Origin of the sequence: Chitinophaga hostae (genome assembly GCF_018224885.1) — a bacterium.
GTDB classification, from domain to species: domain Bacteria; phylum Bacteroidota; class Bacteroidia; order Chitinophagales; family Chitinophagaceae; genus Chitinophaga; species Chitinophaga hostae.
On the sequence record NZ_JAGTXB010000012.1, the window covers coordinates 171,755 to 192,856 of the forward strand.

20 protein-coding genes are annotated in these 21,102 nt (G+C 47.4%); 6 read left to right on the plus strand and 14 right to left on the minus strand.

The annotated features are described in order from the left end of the window. Nucleotides 1–30: 30 nt before the first annotated feature. The 10 genes from KE626_RS22730 to KE626_RS22775 form a co-directional block, all read right to left on the minus strand. Nucleotides 31–1,575 carry a DUF5691 domain-containing protein gene (locus KE626_RS22730; RefSeq protein WP_211975297.1) on the minus strand — a complete coding sequence of 515 codons (1,545 nt, stop codon included), beginning with the start codon at nucleotides 1,573–1,575 and terminating at the stop codon, nucleotides 31–33. Then, nucleotides 1,575–2,888, minus strand: coding sequence for an SWIM zinc finger family protein (locus tag KE626_RS22735; RefSeq protein ID WP_211975298.1), 1,314 nt, complete (start codon nucleotides 2,886–2,888; stop codon nucleotides 1,575–1,577). Before KE626_RS22735 ends, KE626_RS22730 begins: the two co-directional genes overlap by 1 nt. A 115-nt stretch (nucleotides 2,889–3,003) precedes the next feature. Further along, nucleotides 3,004–3,315, minus strand: a complete 312-nt coding sequence (locus tag KE626_RS22740) for a DUF59 domain-containing protein (RefSeq protein ID WP_211975299.1) — start codon at nucleotides 3,313–3,315, stop codon at nucleotides 3,004–3,006. Continuing rightward, nucleotides 3,312–3,740 (minus strand): SufE family protein, encoded by a 429-nt coding sequence (locus KE626_RS22745; protein ID WP_211975300.1) that lies wholly within the window; start codon nucleotides 3,738–3,740, stop codon nucleotides 3,312–3,314. Before KE626_RS22745 ends, KE626_RS22740 begins: the two co-directional genes overlap by 4 nt. Nucleotides 3,741–3,750: 10 nt before the next feature. Continuing rightward, nucleotides 3,751–4,998: an aminotransferase class V-fold PLP-dependent enzyme gene (locus KE626_RS22750; protein ID WP_211975301.1), complete on the minus strand. Its 1,248-nt coding sequence runs from the start codon at nucleotides 4,996–4,998 to the stop codon at nucleotides 3,751–3,753. Nucleotides 4,999–5,005: 7 nt separating this feature from the next. Further along, nucleotides 5,006–6,310, minus strand: coding sequence for a Fe-S cluster assembly protein SufD (sufD, locus tag KE626_RS22755; protein ID WP_211975302.1), 1,305 nt, complete (start codon nucleotides 6,308–6,310; stop codon nucleotides 5,006–5,008). 82 nt (nucleotides 6,311–6,392) lie between these two features. Further along, a complete protein-coding gene (gene sufC / locus KE626_RS22760) occupies nucleotides 6,393–7,157 on the minus strand; it encodes a Fe-S cluster assembly ATPase SufC (protein WP_211975303.1) in 765 nt (254 codons plus the stop codon). A gap of 41 nt (nucleotides 7,158–7,198) precedes the next feature. After that, nucleotides 7,199–8,644: a Fe-S cluster assembly protein SufB gene (sufB, locus tag KE626_RS22765; RefSeq protein WP_211975304.1), complete on the minus strand. Its 1,446-nt coding sequence runs from the start codon at nucleotides 8,642–8,644 to the stop codon at nucleotides 7,199–7,201. A gap of 13 nt (nucleotides 8,645–8,657) precedes the next feature. Continuing rightward, on the minus strand, nucleotides 8,658–8,984 hold the full coding sequence (locus KE626_RS22770; protein WP_211975305.1) for a HesB/IscA family protein: 327 nt from the start codon (nucleotides 8,982–8,984) through the stop codon (nucleotides 8,658–8,660). 54 nt (nucleotides 8,985–9,038) lie between these two features. Further along, nucleotides 9,039–9,608, minus strand: coding sequence for an NADPH-dependent FMN reductase (locus KE626_RS22775; RefSeq protein ID WP_211975306.1), 570 nt, complete (start codon nucleotides 9,606–9,608; stop codon nucleotides 9,039–9,041). A 137-nt stretch (nucleotides 9,609–9,745) separates the two neighbouring features. On the opposite strand from KE626_RS22775, the gene KE626_RS22780 reads away from it, so the two are divergent. After that, nucleotides 9,746–10,387, plus strand: a complete 642-nt coding sequence (locus KE626_RS22780) for a helix-turn-helix transcriptional regulator (RefSeq protein ID WP_211975307.1) — start codon at nucleotides 9,746–9,748, stop codon at nucleotides 10,385–10,387. A 4-nt stretch (nucleotides 10,388–10,391) separates the two neighbouring features. On the opposite strand, the gene KE626_RS22785 is transcribed toward KE626_RS22780, so the two are convergent. The 3 genes from KE626_RS22785 to KE626_RS22795 all read right to left on the minus strand — a co-directional run bounded on the left by KE626_RS22785 (nucleotide 10,392) and on the right by KE626_RS22795 (nucleotide 11,950). Continuing rightward, nucleotides 10,392–10,808, minus strand: a complete 417-nt coding sequence (locus KE626_RS22785) for an EamA family transporter (protein ID WP_211975308.1) — start codon at nucleotides 10,806–10,808, stop codon at nucleotides 10,392–10,394. A gap of 69 nt (nucleotides 10,809–10,877) precedes the next feature. Continuing rightward, entirely contained in the window at nucleotides 10,878–11,381 is a 504-nt protein-coding gene (locus KE626_RS22790; protein WP_249207636.1) for a GNAT family N-acetyltransferase, read from the minus strand. Nucleotides 11,382–11,395: 14 nt separating this feature from the next. Further along, entirely contained in the window at nucleotides 11,396–11,950 is a 555-nt protein-coding gene (locus KE626_RS22795) for a GNAT family N-acetyltransferase (RefSeq protein WP_211975309.1), read from the minus strand. Between the two features lie 141 nt (nucleotides 11,951–12,091). Here KE626_RS22795 and KE626_RS22800 point away from each other — a divergent pair, with 141 nt between their 5' ends. From KE626_RS22800 to KE626_RS22820, 5 genes are all read left to right on the plus strand, one after another. Further along, complete coding sequence (locus tag KE626_RS22800) at nucleotides 12,092–12,772, plus strand: response regulator transcription factor (protein ID WP_211975310.1); 681 nt, start codon at nucleotides 12,092–12,094, stop codon at nucleotides 12,770–12,772. Nucleotides 12,773–12,891: 119 nt separating this feature from the next. Continuing rightward, nucleotides 12,892–14,262, plus strand: coding sequence for a sensor histidine kinase (locus KE626_RS22805; protein ID WP_211975311.1), 1,371 nt, complete (start codon nucleotides 12,892–12,894; stop codon nucleotides 14,260–14,262). 71 nt (nucleotides 14,263–14,333) lie between these two features. Further along, nucleotides 14,334–15,617: a TolC family protein gene (locus KE626_RS22810; RefSeq protein WP_211975312.1), complete on the plus strand. Its 1,284-nt coding sequence runs from the start codon at nucleotides 14,334–14,336 to the stop codon at nucleotides 15,615–15,617. A gap of 15 nt (nucleotides 15,618–15,632) precedes the next feature. Continuing rightward, nucleotides 15,633–16,742 (plus strand): efflux RND transporter periplasmic adaptor subunit, encoded by a 1,110-nt coding sequence (locus KE626_RS22815; protein ID WP_211975313.1) that lies wholly within the window; start codon nucleotides 15,633–15,635, stop codon nucleotides 16,740–16,742. Between the two features lie 18 nt (nucleotides 16,743–16,760). Next, complete coding sequence (locus tag KE626_RS22820; RefSeq protein WP_211975314.1) at nucleotides 16,761–19,895, plus strand: efflux RND transporter permease subunit; 3,135 nt, start codon at nucleotides 16,761–16,763, stop codon at nucleotides 19,893–19,895. A 39-nt stretch (nucleotides 19,896–19,934) separates the two neighbouring features. Here the strand turns inward: KE626_RS22820 and KE626_RS22825 are convergent, their stop codons facing one another. Beyond that, nucleotides 19,935–21,041 (minus strand): AI-2E family transporter, encoded by a 1,107-nt coding sequence (locus KE626_RS22825; RefSeq protein WP_211975315.1) that lies wholly within the window; start codon nucleotides 21,039–21,041, stop codon nucleotides 19,935–19,937. Nucleotides 21,042–21,102 lie beyond the last annotated feature (61 nt).

Sequence of the window (21,102 nt, forward strand, 5' to 3'; positions counted from 1 at the left end):
AATAGTGTTTTAGCGGTTAGCTTTTAGCAGTTAGCTTTTAGGCGCTTTGCTGGTAAGCTGATAGTTATTTGTTTTGTTTTGTAGCCTCGGGCTTTTTGCTTTCCGGCCTTCAGCTTTTTTAAAGGCCCCGGGTAGCTGGCTTTTTGCCTGTAAAAGTTTACCCAGGTGAACTTTTATGTTATTCCAGTATCCAACATGGTAAGATTCTGACGGCACAATATCATCCAGGGAAGCCGCGATGGCTACGGGTATCTGGCGGATTACATTATTCATAAAAAGCTGGTTGTAGGTATAAGGTTGTGTAGCCGCATACCGCAGGATCTTTGTACATAATGCCACACTCCATTCTGCCGGATGATTGCCAGCATATTTGATAATGGCTTCCGGGTATTCATCAAAGAATTTTTCGCTGAGCTCCTGTTGTTGTACAGGGGGAAGCATCGGAAGGATATCGATATAAAATGTTTCACTCTGTTGCATAAACGTTACCGCCCTTTCCTGGTCGCCAAACCAGGCGATGGCCTGCACCAGTGCAGGGGCAAAGGGTTTCAGTGGTTCCTGTTGCAAAAACATCGTCATTATTTCCGCGGCAGACCTTCCAAAATGTGTCTCCCACCTCGAAGGATGCACAAGACTGATCAACTGGCAGAGTATATGTGTTTCGTCGGATACCTGTTTATTATTACTGAGTTTTTCTATGCCGCTCTGAAAAACAGGATCATCGTTTAATTCCGGCAGCGCTACCACCACATGTCCGTCGTACTGAAGTTGTATAGCGCCCGCCAACACCTGCCAGTACTGCTCATGCAGCGAGGAACCGGGTAGTTTTTTCAGGATCCTCATTACGGTTTCCTTTACCTGTTTGCTTTTTTCCGACAGCAGCGATTCCAGCCATTCAAGATCTGTTGTAGCCGGTATTTCTTCCAACACCCCCAGCAGTTCGGTTTTCACCGTGGCGCTTTCTTTGGGCCAGGTTTGCTGCAGCCATTGGAGGGCTATAACGGGATCGGTTGTGCGTATTTCCTTCAGCGCTTCCACCCGTTGGGCAGTGGCGCCGTTGAGCCATCTTTCCTCCGGCGTATCTGCCACCCTTGAAAAATTCCAATCCGGGTTAAATTGCCCCAGCCAAGCTGCTCGGTGTCCTCCCGCCGCCGCAGTCAGTACGCGGAGCGATTTGTTGCGCCATGCTTTGTCGAGCATAACCGGCAGTTGTGCAGGCGGCAGTAGCAAATTGGCTTTGGTACAGTATTCCAGCCACAGCTGCAATAGTTGTATGCTATCTGTTTCCAGCACCGGTTGCAATACCCGGATGGCAGCGGGCGGGCAGCAGGCTTTTGTTTCCGGCGTGCAAACCGTCATAGGCGGAACGGCGGCCGTAACCGGCTGTGTACCGCTTTGACGGTAGTTGTAAGTTACCGCGGCCAGGTGCAGGAATTGTTCTTCCCTGTCGAGCGAAGCATTTCCGAGAATGGTATCCGCTGCCTGCCGCAGTGGCCCGCTCAGGCCCTGTGCGTCTGCCGGCTTTTTGGCAGTGCCTAGCAGGGCGGTATTGATGATATGATTCCAGCGCTCCATTATAGTATTTTATATTCCTGTTCATGCCATACACCTATCGGCTCATATTGTGTTTCCCGGCCGGTCACCGCCATGTGCAGCGGAGCTCCTCCGCTGAGGGCGAGCAGTTTCCAGATATGCGCAAATCCTTTTTTCACCGGCATCAGTTGCTGCTGGCTATCCTGCAGCCACCACTGTTCCTGGTGCCATATGGGGGTGAGTGTTGCGATCGTATATACCTGGTCGTTATATACCGGCCAAACGGCGCTGATGGCTGTTTGTTCGGCCACAACTTCTTCCCAGCCGGTAAAGCCGTTGAAGGTGTGATCGGAAGGAACGGTCATTTGTTGTTTGATGATGGCCCGCAGCGGAGCGGCAGAAGGGTAGTATACAAGTTCGGCCTGTATGGTGGTGCCGGGAGCGAGCGGATTGGCGATGGTGCTTTGTCCGCGTACAAAAAACTGCAGTATCAGCGCGTTGCGTTTTGAATGTATGCCGTGCAGCCAGTAACGTTCTACCACCAGGCGGTCTTCTTCCGAGGTTTGTTTGCCCAGTACCTGCCAGGTGTCGCTGATGCCGGTTTGTTCTTTCAGTTCTTCCTGCGACTGGGAAAAACCGACGCTGCTGCGTATGTCCTGCTGCAGGTTCTCCGGTAGCTGGGAAAGGTGCTGGTAGCCTTGTATTACCAGGTAGATGCGGAGGAGCTGATTCATAAACACGGTTTGCCAGCCTTCATGAAAGTAGCTGATATCTGCGAGTTCCCGCATCATGGCCGCAAGTCCGGGCGACTGGGCATCTACCATCCGCCTGATCATATTTTCAAAAAAGGAGGGGTCTTTTTCCGGCAGGTCCATAATGCCGTTCCGTACCAGGTCTTTGATCCAGCGCAGGAGTTCCGCAGTGCCGTCGCTGACTTTCTGTTGCCGGGCCTGTTGTCTTTTTGCCTGGGCGGCGGTATCCGGTTGTTTCTCCGGTGTGCTGGCCTGCACTGCTTTCTTCTCTTCTCTTTCTGCACGTTTGGCCAGCCATTCGCTTACCCATGGTGGAGGTGTTTGTTCGGTGAACAAGGTTGTTTGCCGGGAGTATAGCAATAATAGTCCCAGGCCATGTTTGCAGGGAAACTTACGGCTCGGACAGCTGCATTTAAACGCCATATTGCCCGTGTCAATCTGTGTCTGGTATGGTTTGCTGCCGCTGCCCTGGCATTCTCCCCATAACGCATTGTCGCCAACGCCTTTGCTGACCCATTTAGCCGGATTGGCCAGGTCCTTCCCCGATTTGCGGGAAGATTCATCAGGCGCCATAGCAAGCACTTGTTCGTCGGATAGGTTCAATGGATTAACGATTTAAAGCACAAATTAAATAATTCCATAAAAGAAAAAACCAAATATCAAATAACACTACGCAGTGTATTTGGTATTTGGTTCAAGTATCGGATAAAGTTTTCGCTTACAGAAAACCCAGTTCCAGTTTTGCTTCTTCACTCATCATATCCCTGGTCCACGGTGGATCAAAAGTAAGGTGTACATCCACGTCGGAAACGCCTTCTATATTCCTTACCTTTTCATCTACTTCGCGGATGATATCTCCTGCTACCGGGCAACCGGGGGCGGTGAGGGTCATATCAATTCCAATCCGGTTGTTTTCCTTGATTTTGATTTCGTATACCAGCCCCAGTTCCCATATATTCACCGGAATTTCCGGATCGTATACGGTTTTCAGCTGTGCTTCTATCTGTTCTCTTAATGTTGCTTCACTCATTGCTGGTTAATTTTAGCCTGGTAAGCGATGGCATAGAGTTTCATTTGTTTCAGCATACTCAGCAACCCGTTGGAGCGGGTAGGGGAGAGATGACTGCTTAAACCAATGGCATCAATGAAGTAAATATCTGCCGTCGCAATTTCCTGGGGAGTATGACCGGAAAGCACATAGATCATCAGGCTTACCAGCCCTTTGGTGATCACTGCATCGCTGTCGCCCGAAAAAAGCAGTTGCCCGTCTTTCAGCTCCGTGTGCAGCCACACCCTGGATTGACAGCCTTTGATCAGGTTGTCGGGTGTTTTAAATTCTTCTGCGATGAGCGGCAATTCCTTGCCCAGCTGGATAATGTATTCATACTTATCTTCCCAGCTGCCCATCACCGAAAAATCGGATATTATTTCTTCCTGTATTTCCTGAATCGTCATATTCGCCTGTTTACAAAAGCATGGCAGCGGCTCTTTTAACGCCGGCCACCAGTTTGTCTATGTCTTCCCTGGTATTATAAAAAGAAAGTGATGCACGAACAGTACCGGGGATTTTAAAGATATCCATCAGTGGTTCGGTGCAATGGTGTCCTGTTCTTACTGCAATCCCCTGCTGGTCCAGCAGCTCACCCATATCAAACGGATGGATATTGTGTACCAGGAAGGAGATGGCGCCACTTCTGCGGGCGGCGTCGCCGATAAAACGGATACCATCAATCTTGCGTAATTCCTGCATGGCATACTCCATTAATTCTTCTTCCCATTGCTGGATTTTGGAGATACCGGTTTGCTGTAAATATTCGATGGCAGTACCCAGCGCAATGGCGCCTGCAATATTGGGAGTACCGGCTTCGAATTTATAAGGTAATTCGTTATAGATTGTTTTTTCGAAAGTAACGGTCTTGATCATATCGCCGCCACCCTGGTAGGGAGGCAGTTTATCCAGCCATGCCTTTTTGCCATAGAGAACGCCGGTGCCCGTTGGTGCATAAATTTTATGCCCGGAAAACGCGAGGAACTCCACGTCCAGTGCCTGTACATCAATACTGATATGTTGAATAGCCTGTGCGGCATCCAGCAGTACAGGTATATTTCGTGCGTGCGCCAGCGTTATAATATCTTCTACCGGGTTTATGGTACCCATGGTATTGGAAACATAGGTAACGGCCACAATTTTCACGGTGTCGTCCAGCATGGCTTCATAGGCATCCATCAGCAATTCACCGCGTTCGTTGATGGGAATCACTTTCAGGGTAGCGCCGCGTTCTTCGCAGGCAATCTGCCAGGGCACAATATTACTATGGTGTTCCATGGAAGATATGATCACGCTGTCGCCTTCGTTCAGGAAACGACGGCTCATGGTATTGGCTACCAGGTTAATACCGTCTGTTGTGCCTTTGGTAAAGATGACTTCGTGCGGATCAGCCGCGTTGATATAGCCAGCCACAGTAATACGGGCTCTCTCATATGCGTTGGTGGCCACCTGGCTCAGGTGATGCACACCCCGGTGCACATTGCTGTTATATTCTTCGTAATAGCGGGCTTCTGCTGCTATTACTACCTGCGGCTTCTGCGTGGTAGCTCCGTTGTCGAGGTACACCAGCGGTTTGCCATGTACCTGTTGCTGCAGGATAGGAAAATCCTTTCTGATCTGCGTTACATCCAGGCCGGCGGTTACTATGTTAGCAATATGTTCCATCGTAATTTTAGTTATTCATGATCTCCGCAATCTGCTCCTGCAGGTAATGTTGCAGGGCAGGTTCCTTCACTGCATCGGTAATGTCGTGAGAGAAGGCATTTACCATCAGTGCCTTAGCCGCATCTTCACCAATGCCACGGGAGCGCAGGTAAAACATGGACTCTTCACTGAACTGACCGGCAGTAAAACCATGGCTGCATTTTACATCATCGGCATATATTTCCAGTTGTGGCTGTGAATTGATATCTGCCTTGCTGCCCAGCAGCAGGTTATTGTTCTGCTGGAATGCGTTGGTTTTCTGCGCTTCCTGGTGTACAAGGATCTTGCCGGTGAATACACCATTGGCATTATCCAGCAGTACGCCTTTATACAGTTCGTTACTGTTACAGTCGGGCATGATATGATCCATAAAAGTATGGTTATCTACATGCTGGTGATTGTTGGCAATATATAAACCGTTCAGATTAGTTTCAGTATGACTGCCATTCAACGCCACGCTCAGGTTGTTGCGGGTGAACGGGGTATTGGGCAATGTGAAATTAAAATGATGATAACGGCTGTCTTTATGTTGCTGTGCAGCAGTTGTATGTACTTCCCGGAAGCTTTCTTCTCCCTGTTGTACATTATAGTGCCACAGTTCTGCATTTTCCATTACCACGGTTTCGAGTACGCTGTTGGCAAAAGCCACGGCAGCTGTTTCCGGGTGAACGGAGGACTCGATAATGGTGGCGGCGGCGCTTCTGTTCAGCACCCACAAATGACGGGGCTGAATGATGGCGTGCGTTGCACAGGAGTAAACGTGTACGATGTGTATCGGTTTGTCCAGCACAGTGTTGGCGGCCAGCTCAATATACAGTCCGTCTGCAAAGAGGGCGGTATTTAACTGGGCCATTGATTCGCCTGCCAGGTGATGCTGTTCGTTAAAATAGGTGACAAAACCAGGAGCAGCAGTATGCGCACTCATAGCGCCTACGGTGATGCCTTTTCCTTCAGGAAGAACAGACTGATCAGCCTGCAGATGACCGTTTACCAGTACAATGCGGTAACAATCCAATTCCGGAATGGCTTTGCTTTCCGCCACTTCCGGGGAAACGGGTGCAGCGGTGGTCAGCAATTCGTAGGGAAATTCTTTCAGATAGCGCTGAATATTCGTGTAGCGCCATGCTTCCGTTTTCAGCGTAGGAAGCCCTGTTGCTGTAAAGCGCTCCAGCGCCTTGCGGCGGATGTCGTGCAGGGAGTCCATTGCGGGAGACAATGCCGTTACATCTTCTGTTAACGCCTGGTAAAATGGCAATATCATATTGCTTATCATAATTTATAAATTATGAATTACGAATGATGAATTACGAGTTATCGCATATGCGTCATTCGTAATCAGCAATTCGTAATTCCTCTTATACAGATTCTTTCAAATGTAATTCCTCTTTCAGCCAGTCGTATCCTCTTTCTTCAAGTTCCAGTGCCAGTTCCTTGGTACCGGTTTTGATGATACGGCCATTGTATAATACATGCACAAAGTCAGGTATGATATACTCCAGCAGGCGTTGATAGTGAGTAATCACTACGAAAGATTTTTCAGCATCACGTAATTTGTTTACACCACTGGAAACAATACGCAGCGCATCGATATCTAATCCGGAATCTGTTTCATCCAATATTGCCAGTTGTGGATCCAGCATGGCGAGTTGGAAGATTTCGTTACGTTTCTTTTCACCACCGCTGAATCCTTCGTTCAGGGAACGGTTCATCAGGTTGGAATGGAAATCTACCAGTTGTTGTTTTTCTTTTGTCAGCTTCAGGAACTCTCTTGCTTCGAGGGCAGGGAGGCCTTTATACGCCCTGATCTCGTTCAGTGCGGTTTTCAGGAAGTTGAGGTTGGAAACACCCGGTATTTCAACGGGGTATTGAAAAGCCAGGAATACACCTTCACGGGCGCGATCTTCCGGAGCCATATCCAGCAGATTTTTGCCATTGAACCATACTTCACCTTCCGTAACAGTATAGTTATCACGACCCGCCAGCACAGAAGCCAGTGAGCTTTTGCCTGAACCGTTCGGGCCCATGATGGCATGCATTTCTCCTTTGTTTATTTCGAGATTAATGCCTTTCAGAATTTTTTTCCCTTCTACTTCTGCGTGCAGATTTTTAATCGTCAGCATGATTGTTTTTTTCGTTCTGTATGTATTAATTGGATAATGAATTATCCAACGCTTCCTTCAAGTGTAATAGATAATAATTTCTGTGCTTCTACCGCAAATTCCATTGGCAGCTGGTTCAGCACTTCTTTCACATAGCCGTTTACGATCAGGGCAACTGCCTTTTCGCTGTCGATACCACGCTGATTCAGGTAGAAGATCTGGTCTTCCCCGATTTTCGAAGTGGTGGCTTCGTGTTCGATCATGGCTGATTTATTCCTGGATTCGATATACGGGAATGTATGGGAACCGCATTGGTTACCGATCAGCAATGAATCGCACTGGGTGAAGTTACGGGCATTGTCGGCGCGGGGGCCAACGGCTACCAGTCCGCGGTAGCTATTGTCGCCACGACCGGCGGAAATACCTTTGGAAATGATACGGCTCTTTGTGTTTTTACCGATGTGGTGAATTTTGGTACCGGTATCAGCAATCTGTTTGTTACGGACTACTGCCACAGAGTAAAATTCGCCTTCGGAATGATCGCCCTGCAGGATTACGCTGGGATATTTCCAGGTAATGGCAGAACCGGTTTCTACCTGTGTCCAGGAGATTTTGCTGGCAGCGCCTTTACAGATGCCTCTCTTGGTTACGAAGTTGTAGATACCGCCTTTACCGTCTTTATCACCGGGATACCAGTTTTGTACGGTAGAATATTTTATTTCAGCCTGTTCCATCGCTATCAGTTCTACCACGGCCGCATGCAGCTGATTTTCATCACGCATCGGAGCGGTACAACCTTCGAGATAACTCACATAACTGTTGTCGTCTGCAATGATCAGGGTACGTTCAAATTGTCCGGTGTTCTGCGCATTGATACGGAAGTATGTGCTCAGTTCCATCGGGCAACGCACGCCTTTTGGAATGTAAACGAAAGAACCATCGGAAAATACAGCCGCATTGAGTGCTGCGAAAATATTGTCGGTATGCGGAACCACGCTGCCCAGGTATTTCTTTACCAGGTCAGGATGTTCCTGTACCGCTTCACCAAAAGAACAGAAGATCACGCCCATTTCTTTCAGCTTGCCTTTGAAGGTGGTAGCTACGGAAACGCTGTCGAATACAGCATCTACCGCTACACCTGTCAATGCTTTTTGTTCATTCAGCGGAATACCCAGCTTTTCGAAAGTAGCCAGCAGTTCAGGATCTACTTCATCCAGACTGGCCAGTTGTTTCTTTTTCCGTGGTGCAGCATAATAGGAAAGTGCCTGCAGATCGAGCGCCGGCATTTCAAAATGCTGCCATTTAGGGAATTCCATTTTCTTAAATGCGGCAAATCCTTTCAGGCGCCATTCCAGCAGCCATTCAGGCTCATTCTTTTTCGCCGAAATAAAACGGATGATATCCTCATTCAGCCCCGGGGGAGCTATATCCATTTCAATATCGGTGCTAAAGCCAAACTCGTACTCCTTATTGGCTATATCATCAATTATTTCGTTACTGTTGATCATACAAGTTTAAAATTTATACAGCGAAGCTTTCACCACAGCTGCATGTTCTGGTTGCGTTGGGATTATTAAAGAAAAGGCCTTTTCCGTTCAGTCCATCTGAATAGTCCAGCTCTGTACCATACAGGTACAACAGACTCTTCATCTGCACCACTACTTTTACGCCCTTATCTTCAAATACCTGGTCGCCTTCTTCCTCTGTTGCTTCAAACTTCATCACATATTCGAGACCTGAGCAGCCACCACCTTTTACGCCTACACGCACAAAGGTGCCCGGCGCATGATGTTCTTTCTCCATCAGCGCTTTGATATATTCTCCTGCTTTTTCTGAAACGGTTATCATACTCAGAATTTGTTTTAATTAGCTGATCACCGGCTGACCGGTGTGTTTCACGATTTATCCTTCAATACCTGCCACAACATGCGCTTTCGCTGCACACAGCAACTGCACCATCGTATCCAGTTTGTTTTTATAAAATGCAGTAAACCCGCCACCTTGCGGGTTATACAGGTTATCCTTCAAAATAGGAAGGGAATATGGTAATACCCACGCCCTTAGCGCTTTAGCTACTGCATCCATTGCATTTATACCCTGCATCGCCTGTGTGCCATCTGCCCAGGAGAGCAAAGCTACAACCTTTCCTGTTAAATAAGGACGGTCGTTCTTGCTGGTCATCTCCAGCCAGTCCAGGCAGTTTTTCATAGCACCGGTCATACTGCCATGATATAATGGTGTCATCCATATGTGAAGATCTGCTTTGCAAAAAGCCTTGCACATCGCATCTACCGCGGGAGGCTTAAGCCCTGCTTCCTGTTGGGAGAAAAAGGGAATCTGGGCGCTGCCAAGACTGAAAATTTCCGGAGAAAACCCTTTTGCCTGTAGTTGCTCTGTCAGATATGCCGCCAGCTGGTTGGAGGTGGCATAAGGACGGTCATCAATAGCACCATTAAATATCAGGACGTTCATTAATATCTAATATTTAGAGATTTAACTGATTATGAGATTAAATTTTGATGAAATACGTCTCATAACCATCAAAATCCCAAAATCTTTTTTTTAGCTCCTACAAAATTACGACATTTGAGAATAAAACAAGTAATAACTTGGAAAATTATCCAATACGAACCAAGAATGCTGCCGAACGGTTTTTGACGCTGCTCAAGACCCGGGGACCGCTGTCCGCAGCCGAACTGGCCAGTGAATTGGGTATTACCGGAGAGGGCGCCCGGCTTCAGCTGCTGAAACTGGCAGAAGATGGCTTGGTTCACTCTGAAAGTACTTCCAGGGGCGTAGGGCGGCCTGTTTTAATATGGAGCCTCACCCCATTGGGTAATGCCCGCTTTCCCGACACACATACCGAGCTGAGCCTTCAGCTGATCCAAACCATCAAAACGGTTTTAGGCAAGGAAGCGCTCGACAACGTAGTCAATGCCCGGGAAAAAAGCCAGCTCGAAAAATACAACATCGCCCTGGAAGGGGTAACCGGCCTGGAAAACAGGCTCAGCTCGTTTGCAGCTATCCGTTCAGGAGAAGGCTACCTGGCGGAATGGAAAAAAGAAGGAGATACCTACTACTTTATAGAAAATCACTGTCCGATCTGTTGCGCTGCCTCAGAATGCGATAATATCTGTACCTCAGAAATGAGAACATTTGTCAGCATACTGGGCCAAAAAATGAATGTGTCCCGTATGGAACACATTATCAATGGCGCCCGCCGTTGTGTTTACAAAATCGACGCGGAATAATTCCCTACTTTATAATCAATACCAATGTGCCCGCTATTATCAGCCCGGCGCCAACAGCTGTTTTCCAGGTAAGCGCTTCCTGCAGGAAAACCGCTGCCAGTATAATCGTCAGCGCTACGCTGAGCTTATCTACCGGCGCCACCTGCGATACCTTTCCCACCTGTAAAGCCTTAAAATAAAAAAGCCAGGAACAACCGGTAGCCAGGCCGGATAATACCAGGAACACCATACTGTGCCTGGAAATAGCACCAAAACTTTTAAACTCACCCCGGGCAATTACAATAGCCCAGGCCATCACCAGGATGATCACCGTTCTGATCGCCGTAGCCAGGTTAGACGGAATATCAACGACCCCTATTTTGGCGAAGATCGCCGTCAGCGCTGCAAAAGCAGCCGATAATAAAGCATAGATCCACCACATGAGCGCATAGTTTGTTTGAGAATTACGAATTACGGTGATCTCAGCGAAGGGTCTCGTAATTCGTAATTCCTAATTCGTAATTATTTTATACCCCAATATCTTCAGACTTCTTTCTACGCCATCCAGTACGGCTATTTCCGGGAGATGTGCCCATTCGCTGAAACCCATATCAGTAAAGAGCTTCAGACTAGGCGTATTGTGCGCGAAAATAAAACCAAGCAATGTTTGCACACCATATTCCGGCGCCACCTCAATGGCATAACGTAACACCTGTTTGCCCAAACCTTTTCCCCGCGCGGATTCAGCCAGGTAAATACTTACCTCCACTGTACCGTTATAAGCCGGGCGCCCGTAAAAAGACTGGAAGCTCATCCAGCCTACATTATTCCCATCCAGGTCAATCATCCACAGGGGCCGGTGCGTGGCATTGTGCGCGTGAAACCAGGGCAAGCGGCTCTCCGGTGTAACAGGACTGGTATCAGCCGTCACCATCCTGCCGGCAATGGTACTGTTATAAATGTCAACGATCCTTGGCAGATCTGTTTCGGCGGCATGCCTGAATTGCAAACTCATGATAGCAGTAATGATTAAAAAATAGATTCCCTGGTATATTCGTGTCTTAAAAGACTGTATAACTCAGCATTTACAAATTTACCCTTCTCAAAGAAAGCATCTCTCAAAAAACCTTCATAACGGAACCCCAGCCTGGTCAGCAATTTTGACGAGGCGAGATTATCCGGATCCACAAATGCTTCTATACGGTTAAACTGCAATTCTTCATAACCATAGGTCAGCATACAACCCACGGCTTCTTTCATAATACCCTTGCCCCAAAGGGCAGGTTGCAGGTCATATCCAATCTCCGCTTTGAAATGTGGTTTATTGATTTTGTGATATCCACAGGTGCCAATCAGCTCATCGCTTCCGGCAACGGTGATCGCCCAGCGCATACCCTCCTCATCTTCCAGGCTTTTGCGGAAGAACTGGATAATGTGGGTGGCCTCACTGATATTGGAAAATGAATCAATGTCCATGAACCTGGTAACCGCATCATCTGAAAAATGCCTGAACAGGGCGGCAGTGTCTTTATCTTCTATAGGCCTCAGTACCAGGTTGCCGGTACTTAAAACGGGTAAATGCATGATCCGGTTGCCGATTTAGGTGAAGACAAAGCTAACAGATATTGCCAAATTGTCCATGTCATCCATGATTTTAATCCCGCTTTAATGACTACCCGTTTAAACAATCCTACTTTTGCCGGGGTTATATTTTAATTATTGACTATGAAAATATTGGTTATAGAAGATGAAATTAAAGTAGGCGCCTTTATAAAACGGGGGCTGGAAGAACATCATCACCAGGTGGAAGTACATACGGATGGCATAGCCGGGCAGCAAGCCGCGATGGAACATGATTATGACCTGATACTCCTGGATATTATGCTGCCCGGTATCAACGGTATCACTGTCTGCAAAAATCTAAGGACACTGGAGGTGAGTGCTCCCATCCTCATGCTGACCGCCCTCAATGCCACCCAGGATATTGTAGATGGACTCAATGCCGGCGCGGATGATTATCTCGCCAAGCCATTTCATTTCTCGGAGCTGGTGGCCAGGATACACGCGCTCTCCCGGCGGAAAAGCCAGTTTCACCAGGAACAGGCTATTCTTAGTTTCGCGGATCTGCAATTAAATACAAACACCAAAACCGCCAGCAGGGAAGGGCAGGAGATCACGCTTACTGCAAAGGAATATGCGCTGCTGGAACTGTTGTTAAAAAATACAGGCAAGGTTCTTTCCCGTGCATTGATCTCTGAAGCAGTATGGGGACTGGAGTTCGACACCGGCACTAATACCATCGATGTATATGTTAACTATCTCCGGAATAAAATTGAAAAGGGCTTTGCCGGGGAAAAGCTCATCCATACCGTAGTTGGAATGGGATATATCATGAAACAGCGGTAAGCTTTTAGCTGTTAGCTTTTAGGGACCTGCATTATTTGTATTTTTTTGAGTAATAATTTGATAGAGAAATATCATGCCATAGAACAACTAACAGCTAATGGCTAAAAGCTAATAGCTTTATGAAAATTCGTCACCGTTTATCATTGCAGTTTACCCTGATATCAGGTATCATCCTTACCGTTGTTTTCGTACTGATATACCTGTTATCGGCCCAGTATATCCAGAACAGTTTTTATAAACTGTTGCAGATGCGTGCGCTGGTAACGGCACAGGTTTACCTCGAAAAAGATGAGCTGACAAAAAAGAAATTCCTGGAAATAGAGAAAAGCTACCGGGAACGCATACCCGACGAATCCAGTAATATTTATGATCAGGATAACCAGCCGGCATTTATAGAAAAAACAAGATATAACTGGCCGGTATCCATGCTGGAAACCATCCGCCATAAAGAGGTATACCGGTTCCGCTTCCAGGAAGAATCGGGGTTGGGGATTTATTATCCCGATAACCAGGGCGATTTTGTAGTGATTGTTACAGCCCGCAATACCACGGGCATACAACAGCTGAACTACCTGATGTGGATACTGATAGTGATGTTCTTTGTGGCATTACTGATTGTTTTTTTGATGGGACAATGGTATGCCAGCAAGGCCCTGGGGCCCATCAAAAGCATTAACCGGCAGGTAAAAAACATCCGTTCCAATAACCTGCATATGCGGGTGGAGCAGGGGCGCAATAAAGATGAAATAGATGAACTGGCTACCAATTTTAACGGCTTACTCCAGCATATGGAGCAGGCCTTTGATATGCAGCGGTCCTTCGTTTCCAATGCTTCCCACGAACTGCGTACACCGCTCACCACCATTATCGGGGAAATAGAAGTAACCTTACAGCAGGCGCGCAGCCAGGAAGACTATGTACAAACTTTAGGCACGCTGCTGATAGAGTCAGAAAAACTGAAGATCATCACGGACGGCCTGTTACAGCTAACAAGGGTAGATGCTGATCTTACCGGCGCCAACACCACAATGATCCGCCTGGATGAACTGCTTTGGGAGATACAGGAGTGCTGGCTTCATAAGATGCCGGCAACACGGTTGCACGTGAAATTAAATGATATGCCCGCAGATGCTGCACAGCTTTGCATCCGCGGAAGCCGCTCCCTGTTGATGCTGGCATTGCAGAATATCATCAGGAACGCTTTTAAATTTTCGTATAACCGTGATGTTAACTGCCTGCTGACTTACAGTCAATCAGGCGTTTCTTTATCCATCAGCGACCATGGTATAGGCATCGCTGCCGCTGACCTGGAAAAAATATTCCTGCCACTTTACCGCGCCGAAAATGCGCATACCTTCGATGGCTATGGGATAGGGCTGTCGATGACACAGAAAATACTGCAACTGCACCAGGCGGTTGTCACCGTAAGCAGTGTGCCGGGGCAGGGGACCACGTTTAATATCTTCTTTTCACCAGCGCACAAATTCTAATTTCGTTTTAACTTTATTCTAATAGTCCGCTAATCGTGTGGTGTCATCTTTGCAACGAAAATTAAAGTTGTATGATCACCAGACCAGCACTAAGTACCTATCTTGTACTGTTTGGCACCCTGTTCCGCTTTACGGCTTCCGCACAGGCAACAGATACCCTGAAGCTCTCACTTCCTGAAGCAGAACAACGGCTACTGGAAAAAAATATTCCCCTGCTGGCGCAGCGCTACAGTATTGATGCGGCTAAAGCAGGCATCATCACCGCCAAACTCTGGGATAATCCGCAAGTGACATTTGAGAATGTATTGTACAATCATACCACTAAAAAATGGTTCGATTTTTCACACGAAGGACAAAACTCACTGCAGGTAGAACAGCTCTTTAAGCTCGCCGGTAAACGTAATAAAGCCGTAAAGCTCGCGCAGAGCAGTGTGAAACTGAGCGAATACCAGTTCTATGATATGCTTCGTACCCTGCGGTTTTCTCTGCACGATAATTTTTATGATCTCTGTTATAAACAACGGTCGCTGGAAACCTTTGCAGGCCAGATCAGCTTCCTGCAAACAGTGGTAGCTGTATTCACTGCACAGCAGCGGGCCGGTAATATTGCGCCAAAGGAAATTATCCGTATCAAATCCATGTTGTACGATCTGCAACATGATCATCTTGCCCTGCAACAGGATATTCAACAAACCCAGTCGGACCTGGCGCTGCTGATAAGAGTGCCGCCCGGTACGCTGATACAGCCACAGCTGCCTGATATCAGCCCCGGCACCCCGGCTGCCCTGCAATATGGCTTCCCGGCATTGCTGGATACCGCCAGGCAGTATCGCTTTGACCTGAAAATCAACCAGGAAACTGTGAATTATAATCATCTCAACCTGCGCCTGCAACAGGCAATGGCGGTGCCGGACCTGCAGGTGGGTGTTTCTTACGATAAACAGGGCAACTTTGAACGTAACTATAATGGTCTGAATGTGTCAATGCCATTGCCCTTCTTTAACCGTAACCAGGGAAATATCAAAGCTGCCAGGGCTACGCTGGAAAGCAGCAAGCTGTTGCTGGAAGGCCAGGAAGACCAGCTGGCGCATGAAGTAATGAACAGCCTGCAACAGGCGCTGCAAACGGAAAAACTTATCAGTGAATTCGATCCGGGGTTTGAAAATGATTACAGCAAAATGATGAGTGAGGTGGAGAAGAATTACCGGCTTCACAACATCGGGTTGCTTGAATTTATTGACTTATATGATGCCTATCGTAATAATGTGCTTAAAATGAATGAGCTGAAATATGACCGGCTCCATGCATTGGAATCACTCAATTTCAGCACCGGCGTGCTCATTTTTCATCCCTGATAAATCCTTCTGACCATGCAATACGCTATTAAAAATTATATACCTGCAATTGTTGTTATCATATCCATCAGTGGTATCATCACCGGCTGCGGCAGCAAAGCGGCCACGGAAGCGCCCCGTCCATGGATGCTTTCAGACTCCCTGCTCCGCACGCTGGTAGTTGATACCGCAAGTGCCGGACCCATAGAAAATGAAATTTTGCTTACCGGGAAAATCACAGAGAATGAAGATAAAACCGCGCGGATCTTTCCCATGGTAAGCGGCATCGTGACAGATGTAAAAGTGCATTCCGGTGATTTTGTGCAGAAAGGACAGGTGCTGGCCATTCTAAAAAGCCCGGAAATGGCCGGGTTCACCGCCGATCAACGTATATCCGTTAACGATATGCAGACGGCCAAACGCAATATGGAAGTGGCGGAATCCTTTTACCAGAGCGGGTTAAATTCCCAAAAGGAATATGAAGAGGCAAAAAGCAACTACGATAAAGCGGTGGCCGCCTGGAATAAGTCGCGGGCCATACTGGAAATAAACGGAGGCGGGCATCAGACCAATTACGCGGTGAAAGCGCCGGTACCGGGTTTTATTATCAGCAAAAGAGCGGCAGAAAGTATGCAGTGGCGGCCGGATAATACAGATCCCATTTTTGTGATTGCTGACCTGAATAATGTTTGGGCTATGATCAACATTTTTGAATCCGATATCGCCAGCATCCGCGAAGGCGACCGGGTAGAGATGTCCACCTTGTCTTATCCCGATAAATCCTTTTCAGGGAAAATAGATAAGATCTACAATGTGCTGGACCCTGAAAACAAAGTGATGAAAGCCCGCGTAGTGGTGGATAATCCGGGCTTTCTGCTGAAACCGGAGATGTTTGTAAGGGTAAAAGCAAACCGTCGCGCTGATAGTAACCTGGTCAGCATACCATCGAGGGGAATCATCTTTGACCACGATAAATACTACGTACTGGTACGCACCAACGAAAAAAGCGGGGTTCAGATCCGGGAGATAAAAATCGATAGAACCAGCGGGGGTAGGACCTATGTTAATGCCGGGCTGAAAGAAGGCGACCGGGTGATTGCATCCCGGCAGGTATTCATCTATGAAACGCTGAAAGATCAGCAGTAACCGCTAAAGGCCATTACCATGAATAAGTTTATAAAGAAAGTCCTTGCTTTTTCCTTAAGCAATAAATACTTCATTTTTTTTGCCACCGGCGTGCTGGCAATCGCCGGTTATGTAAGCTTTAAGCAGATTGGCGTGGATGCGTTTCCTGATGTGACCAACACCTCCGTTACCATTATCACCCAATGGCAGGGCAGGAGCGCCGAAGAAGTGGAGAAGTTTGTAACAAGACCAATCGAAATTGCTATGAACCGCGCCCAGAAGAAAACGCATATCCGCTCTTCTTCCTTATTTGGGCTATCGGTGGTAAAGGTAATTTTTGATGATGACGTAGACGATACTTTTGCACGGCTCCAGATCAATAACAATATCACGGCTGCTTCGCTGCCGGAAGGCGCAGAACCCGAAATAGAGCCACCATACGGGCCTACCGGCGAGATTTACCGTTACACGCTGGAAAGCAGCAAGCTTTCCGTTCAGGAGCTGAAAACGCTGCAGGATTGGGTAATAGAACGCAACCTGCTGTCGGTGCCTGGGGTGGCGGATATCGTAAGTTTTGGGGGAGAAGTAAAGATCTACCAGGTGACCATTGATCCGGACAAAGCGGTACAGTACAATATTACCGCGCAGGAAATGTTCCAGGCATTGTCAAAAAGTAATATCAACGTGGGGGGCGACGTCATCGTGAAAAATGCGCAAGCCTACGTGGTGCGTGGTATCGGTATTCTCAACAATACAGATGAGATCAAAAATATTATAGTAGATCATATCAACGGAACGCCCATATTGGTAAAGGATGTAGCCGATGTGAGCGTAGCGGCGCTGCCCCGGCTTGGACAGGTAGGCCGCGACCGCGACCACGACGTAGTAGAAGGGATTGTGGTGATGCGGAAAGGGGAGAACCCCGGTATGGTGATCAAAGCGCTGAAGGAAAAGATAACGGAGCTGAATACACGTATTTTACCCGATGATGTGAAGATCAAAGCCTTTTACAACCGGGAAGACCTGATCGACTTTTCCACCCATACGGTATTACATAATATGCTCGAAGGGATCATCTTTGTAACCGTGATCGTATTCCTGTTCATGGCCGACTGGCGCACCACGGTCATCGTTTCGGTGGTGATTCCCCTGGCGTTGCTGTTTGCCTTTATCTGTTTGCGTATAAAGGGGATGAGTGCCAATCTCCTGTCGATGGGGGCCATCGACTTCGGGATTATCATAGACGGAGCCGTGGTGATGATGGAAGGAATCTTCGTGGTGCTGGACCGGAAGGCGAAGGAGGTGGGCATGGATCGCTTTAATAAGCTGAGTAAACCGGGCATGATCCGGAAAGCCTGCCTGGAAAATGGAAAGGGTATTTTCTTTGCAAAATTGATCATTATCACCGGCTTGCTGCCCATCTTTACTTTTGAAAAAGTGGAGGGGAAAATGTTTTCTCCCCTGGCCTGGACACTGGGTTTCGCGCTACTGGGCGCGCTGATACTTACCTTCACCCTGGTGCCTGCATTGGCCAGTGTGTTACTCCAGAAGAATGTCCGTGAAAAACATAACGTGCTCCTGGCGTTCATTCACCGTCATACGCTCCGGATTTTTAATTACTGTTTCCGGCGCAGGCGGATCGTCTTTGCCGGGTCGCTGATCGTACTGGCGTTTGGGTTATACTGTTTTAGATTTTTAGGAACAGAGTTCCTGCCGCAATTAAATGAGGGCGCCATTTATATCCGTGCTACGGGACCGTTGAGTACTTCGCTGGAAGAATCCGTGAAGGTGGCCAACGATATCCGGAAGAAGCTGCTGACCTTTCCGGAGGTAAAACAAGTGATGTCGCAAACCGGCAGACCAAATGATGGCACAGATGCTACCGGGTTTTACAATATAGAGTTTCATGTAGACATTTACCCGCAAAAGGAGTGGAAAAGCGGGTTGTCGAAAGCTGCGCTGATAGAAAAGATGAATGATAAGCTGGATGGCATCCCCGGTATTACGCTGAATTTCTCTCAACCTATCATGGACAATGTGGAGGAGGCGGTTTCCGGTGTAAAGGGTTCTATCGTAGTAAAGTTGTTTGGAGATGATTTTAAGCTTATCGAAAACAGGGAAGAAGGAATAGAGCGTATCCTGAAAGGCGTGCCGGGTATTGAGGACCTGGGCATTTTACGGAACATAGGGCAGCCAGAACTGCGAATCAATCTTGACCAGCAGAAAATGGCGCTTTACGGAGTAACCACCGAAGATGCGAACTCCGTTATTGAAATGGCGATAGGTGGAAAGGCGGCTACCCGGATCTATGAAGGGGAGAAGAGTTTTGATCTTCGTATACGGTACCCCGAGAGTTTCCGGGAAAGCGAAGTGTCTATCGGCAACCTAACGATCCCGACTATACGTGGAACCAGGATACCTTTGAAGGAGGTGGCGGAAATACAGCATATTGTTGGCCCGAGTATGATTTACCGCGATAAGCATATGCGTTATGGCGCCATTAAATTCTCCGTGCGCGGAAGGGATCTTGGCAGTACCATCGCGGAAGCACAGGAGAAAGTAAATGCGCAGATAACATTGCCCAAAGGCTATTCCCTTGAATGGGCGGGAGATTTTGAAAACCAGGAACGGGCTACCAAACGCCTGATGCAGGTAGTGCCCGTCAGTTTGCTGCTGATATTCCTGATCCTCTTTATTCTCTTTGGAAAAATAAAGGATGCGTTGCTGGTATTGAATAATGTGCCCTTCGCGATCATTGGCGGAATTTTTTCGTTGTGGCTTACAGGCATGAACTTTAGTATTTCCGCGGGCATCGGATTTATTGCATTGTTTGGTATTTGCGTACAGAATGGAGTGATCCTGTTATCAAAATTCAAAACCAACGTACGGAACATGCATAAGGCGGCTCATTTTAGTCTTGCCCATGCTATTCTGGAGGGTGTGGAATCGAGGATTCGCCCGGTAGTGATGACGGCCATGATGGCGGCTATTGGGTTATTGCCGGCTGCCACCAGCATGGGTATTGGGTCGGAAACAGCAAGACCGCTCGCACGTGTTGTGATAGGCGGGCTGATCACGGATACTTTCTTTAACCTGTTTATTTTCCCTATCGTATTTTATTGGGTATACCGGAGGATGTTGAGAAAAGACTCAGGTGATCCTGCATTACAATAATGATTGGTTGTTGATTATAAGTGAAGGAAGTTGTTCCGGTTATTCCGGAGCAACTTCTCTTTTATCTTCTTCTTTTACCTTTGCTTTTTTCACTTTGGTTTTTGCTTCATCTCCCAGGAGAATAGCCCATGGTGTCATTTCTTCTATGTTTTCGCAGATGATTTTGATGATGGCAATTGTTGGAATGGCCAGGAACATACCGGGTATGCCCCATAACATATTGCCGAGTACTACGCCAATGATGGTGATGAGCGCATTGATCTTTACCTTTGAACCAACGATGCTGGGAAACAACACGTTGCTGTCCAGCACGTGTACGAGGAACAGGGCGATACCCGCCTGCAATGCCTGTAAAGGCGTGCCGGTGGCCAATGTTACCAGGATGGCCAGAACGGTGGCTGTTAAGATACCTACATAGGGAATGATATTAAATATAGCAGCCATTACACCCAGCAGTATGGCGTATTTAATACCAAGTATTAAGAAGAGAACGGTGTTAAGAATGGCCACAATAACCATTTCTATCATCAAACCGCCTACATAACTTTTTATAATGGACCGGGTACTGCCAATAACGGTAAGCAGTTTTTCCCGGTGTTCTTCCCGGAATATTTTAATCAGAAAAGATACCAGTAACCTGCGGTAGAAGAGAATAAAGAAAGCATACAGGAACACAAATACCACAAATATCAGCAGGGAAGAAAGCGACAGGAAAGTTTGGCTGATAAAGCTGGTGGCTGTTCCCAGCGTTCCCATCATCGCTTTTTCCAGGTAGGTTAACTGGGTACTGGAGTTAATATGAAATTTTGCATTCACCCAATCCTGTGTGGAGCTGACTACCGTTATCAGTTTTTGCTGCAGTTGAGGGAAGTCGGAGATAAAGGCTTCCATTTGCTTGCCGAGCAATGTCATGATGCCGGCAATGAGAATAATGAACAATAAAATGGCCACCACCGCTGCCATGCCACGGGGAAGCCGCCATTTTTCCAGTTTGTGCACTACCGGTAGCAGCATGATGGCAATCAACAGCGCAAACATTAGCGGAACAATAATATTGCTGCCGATATGTGCAATGTAAATAACCAGGATGATGGAGAATAGGGTAAAAGTGAGTCTCGCGTTAAACGGTAGTTTAAACTCGTTCATAGATTTTGTGCTTTTATCAAAGATATTAAAAATCAACGTGTATAACATTAGAATTGCTATT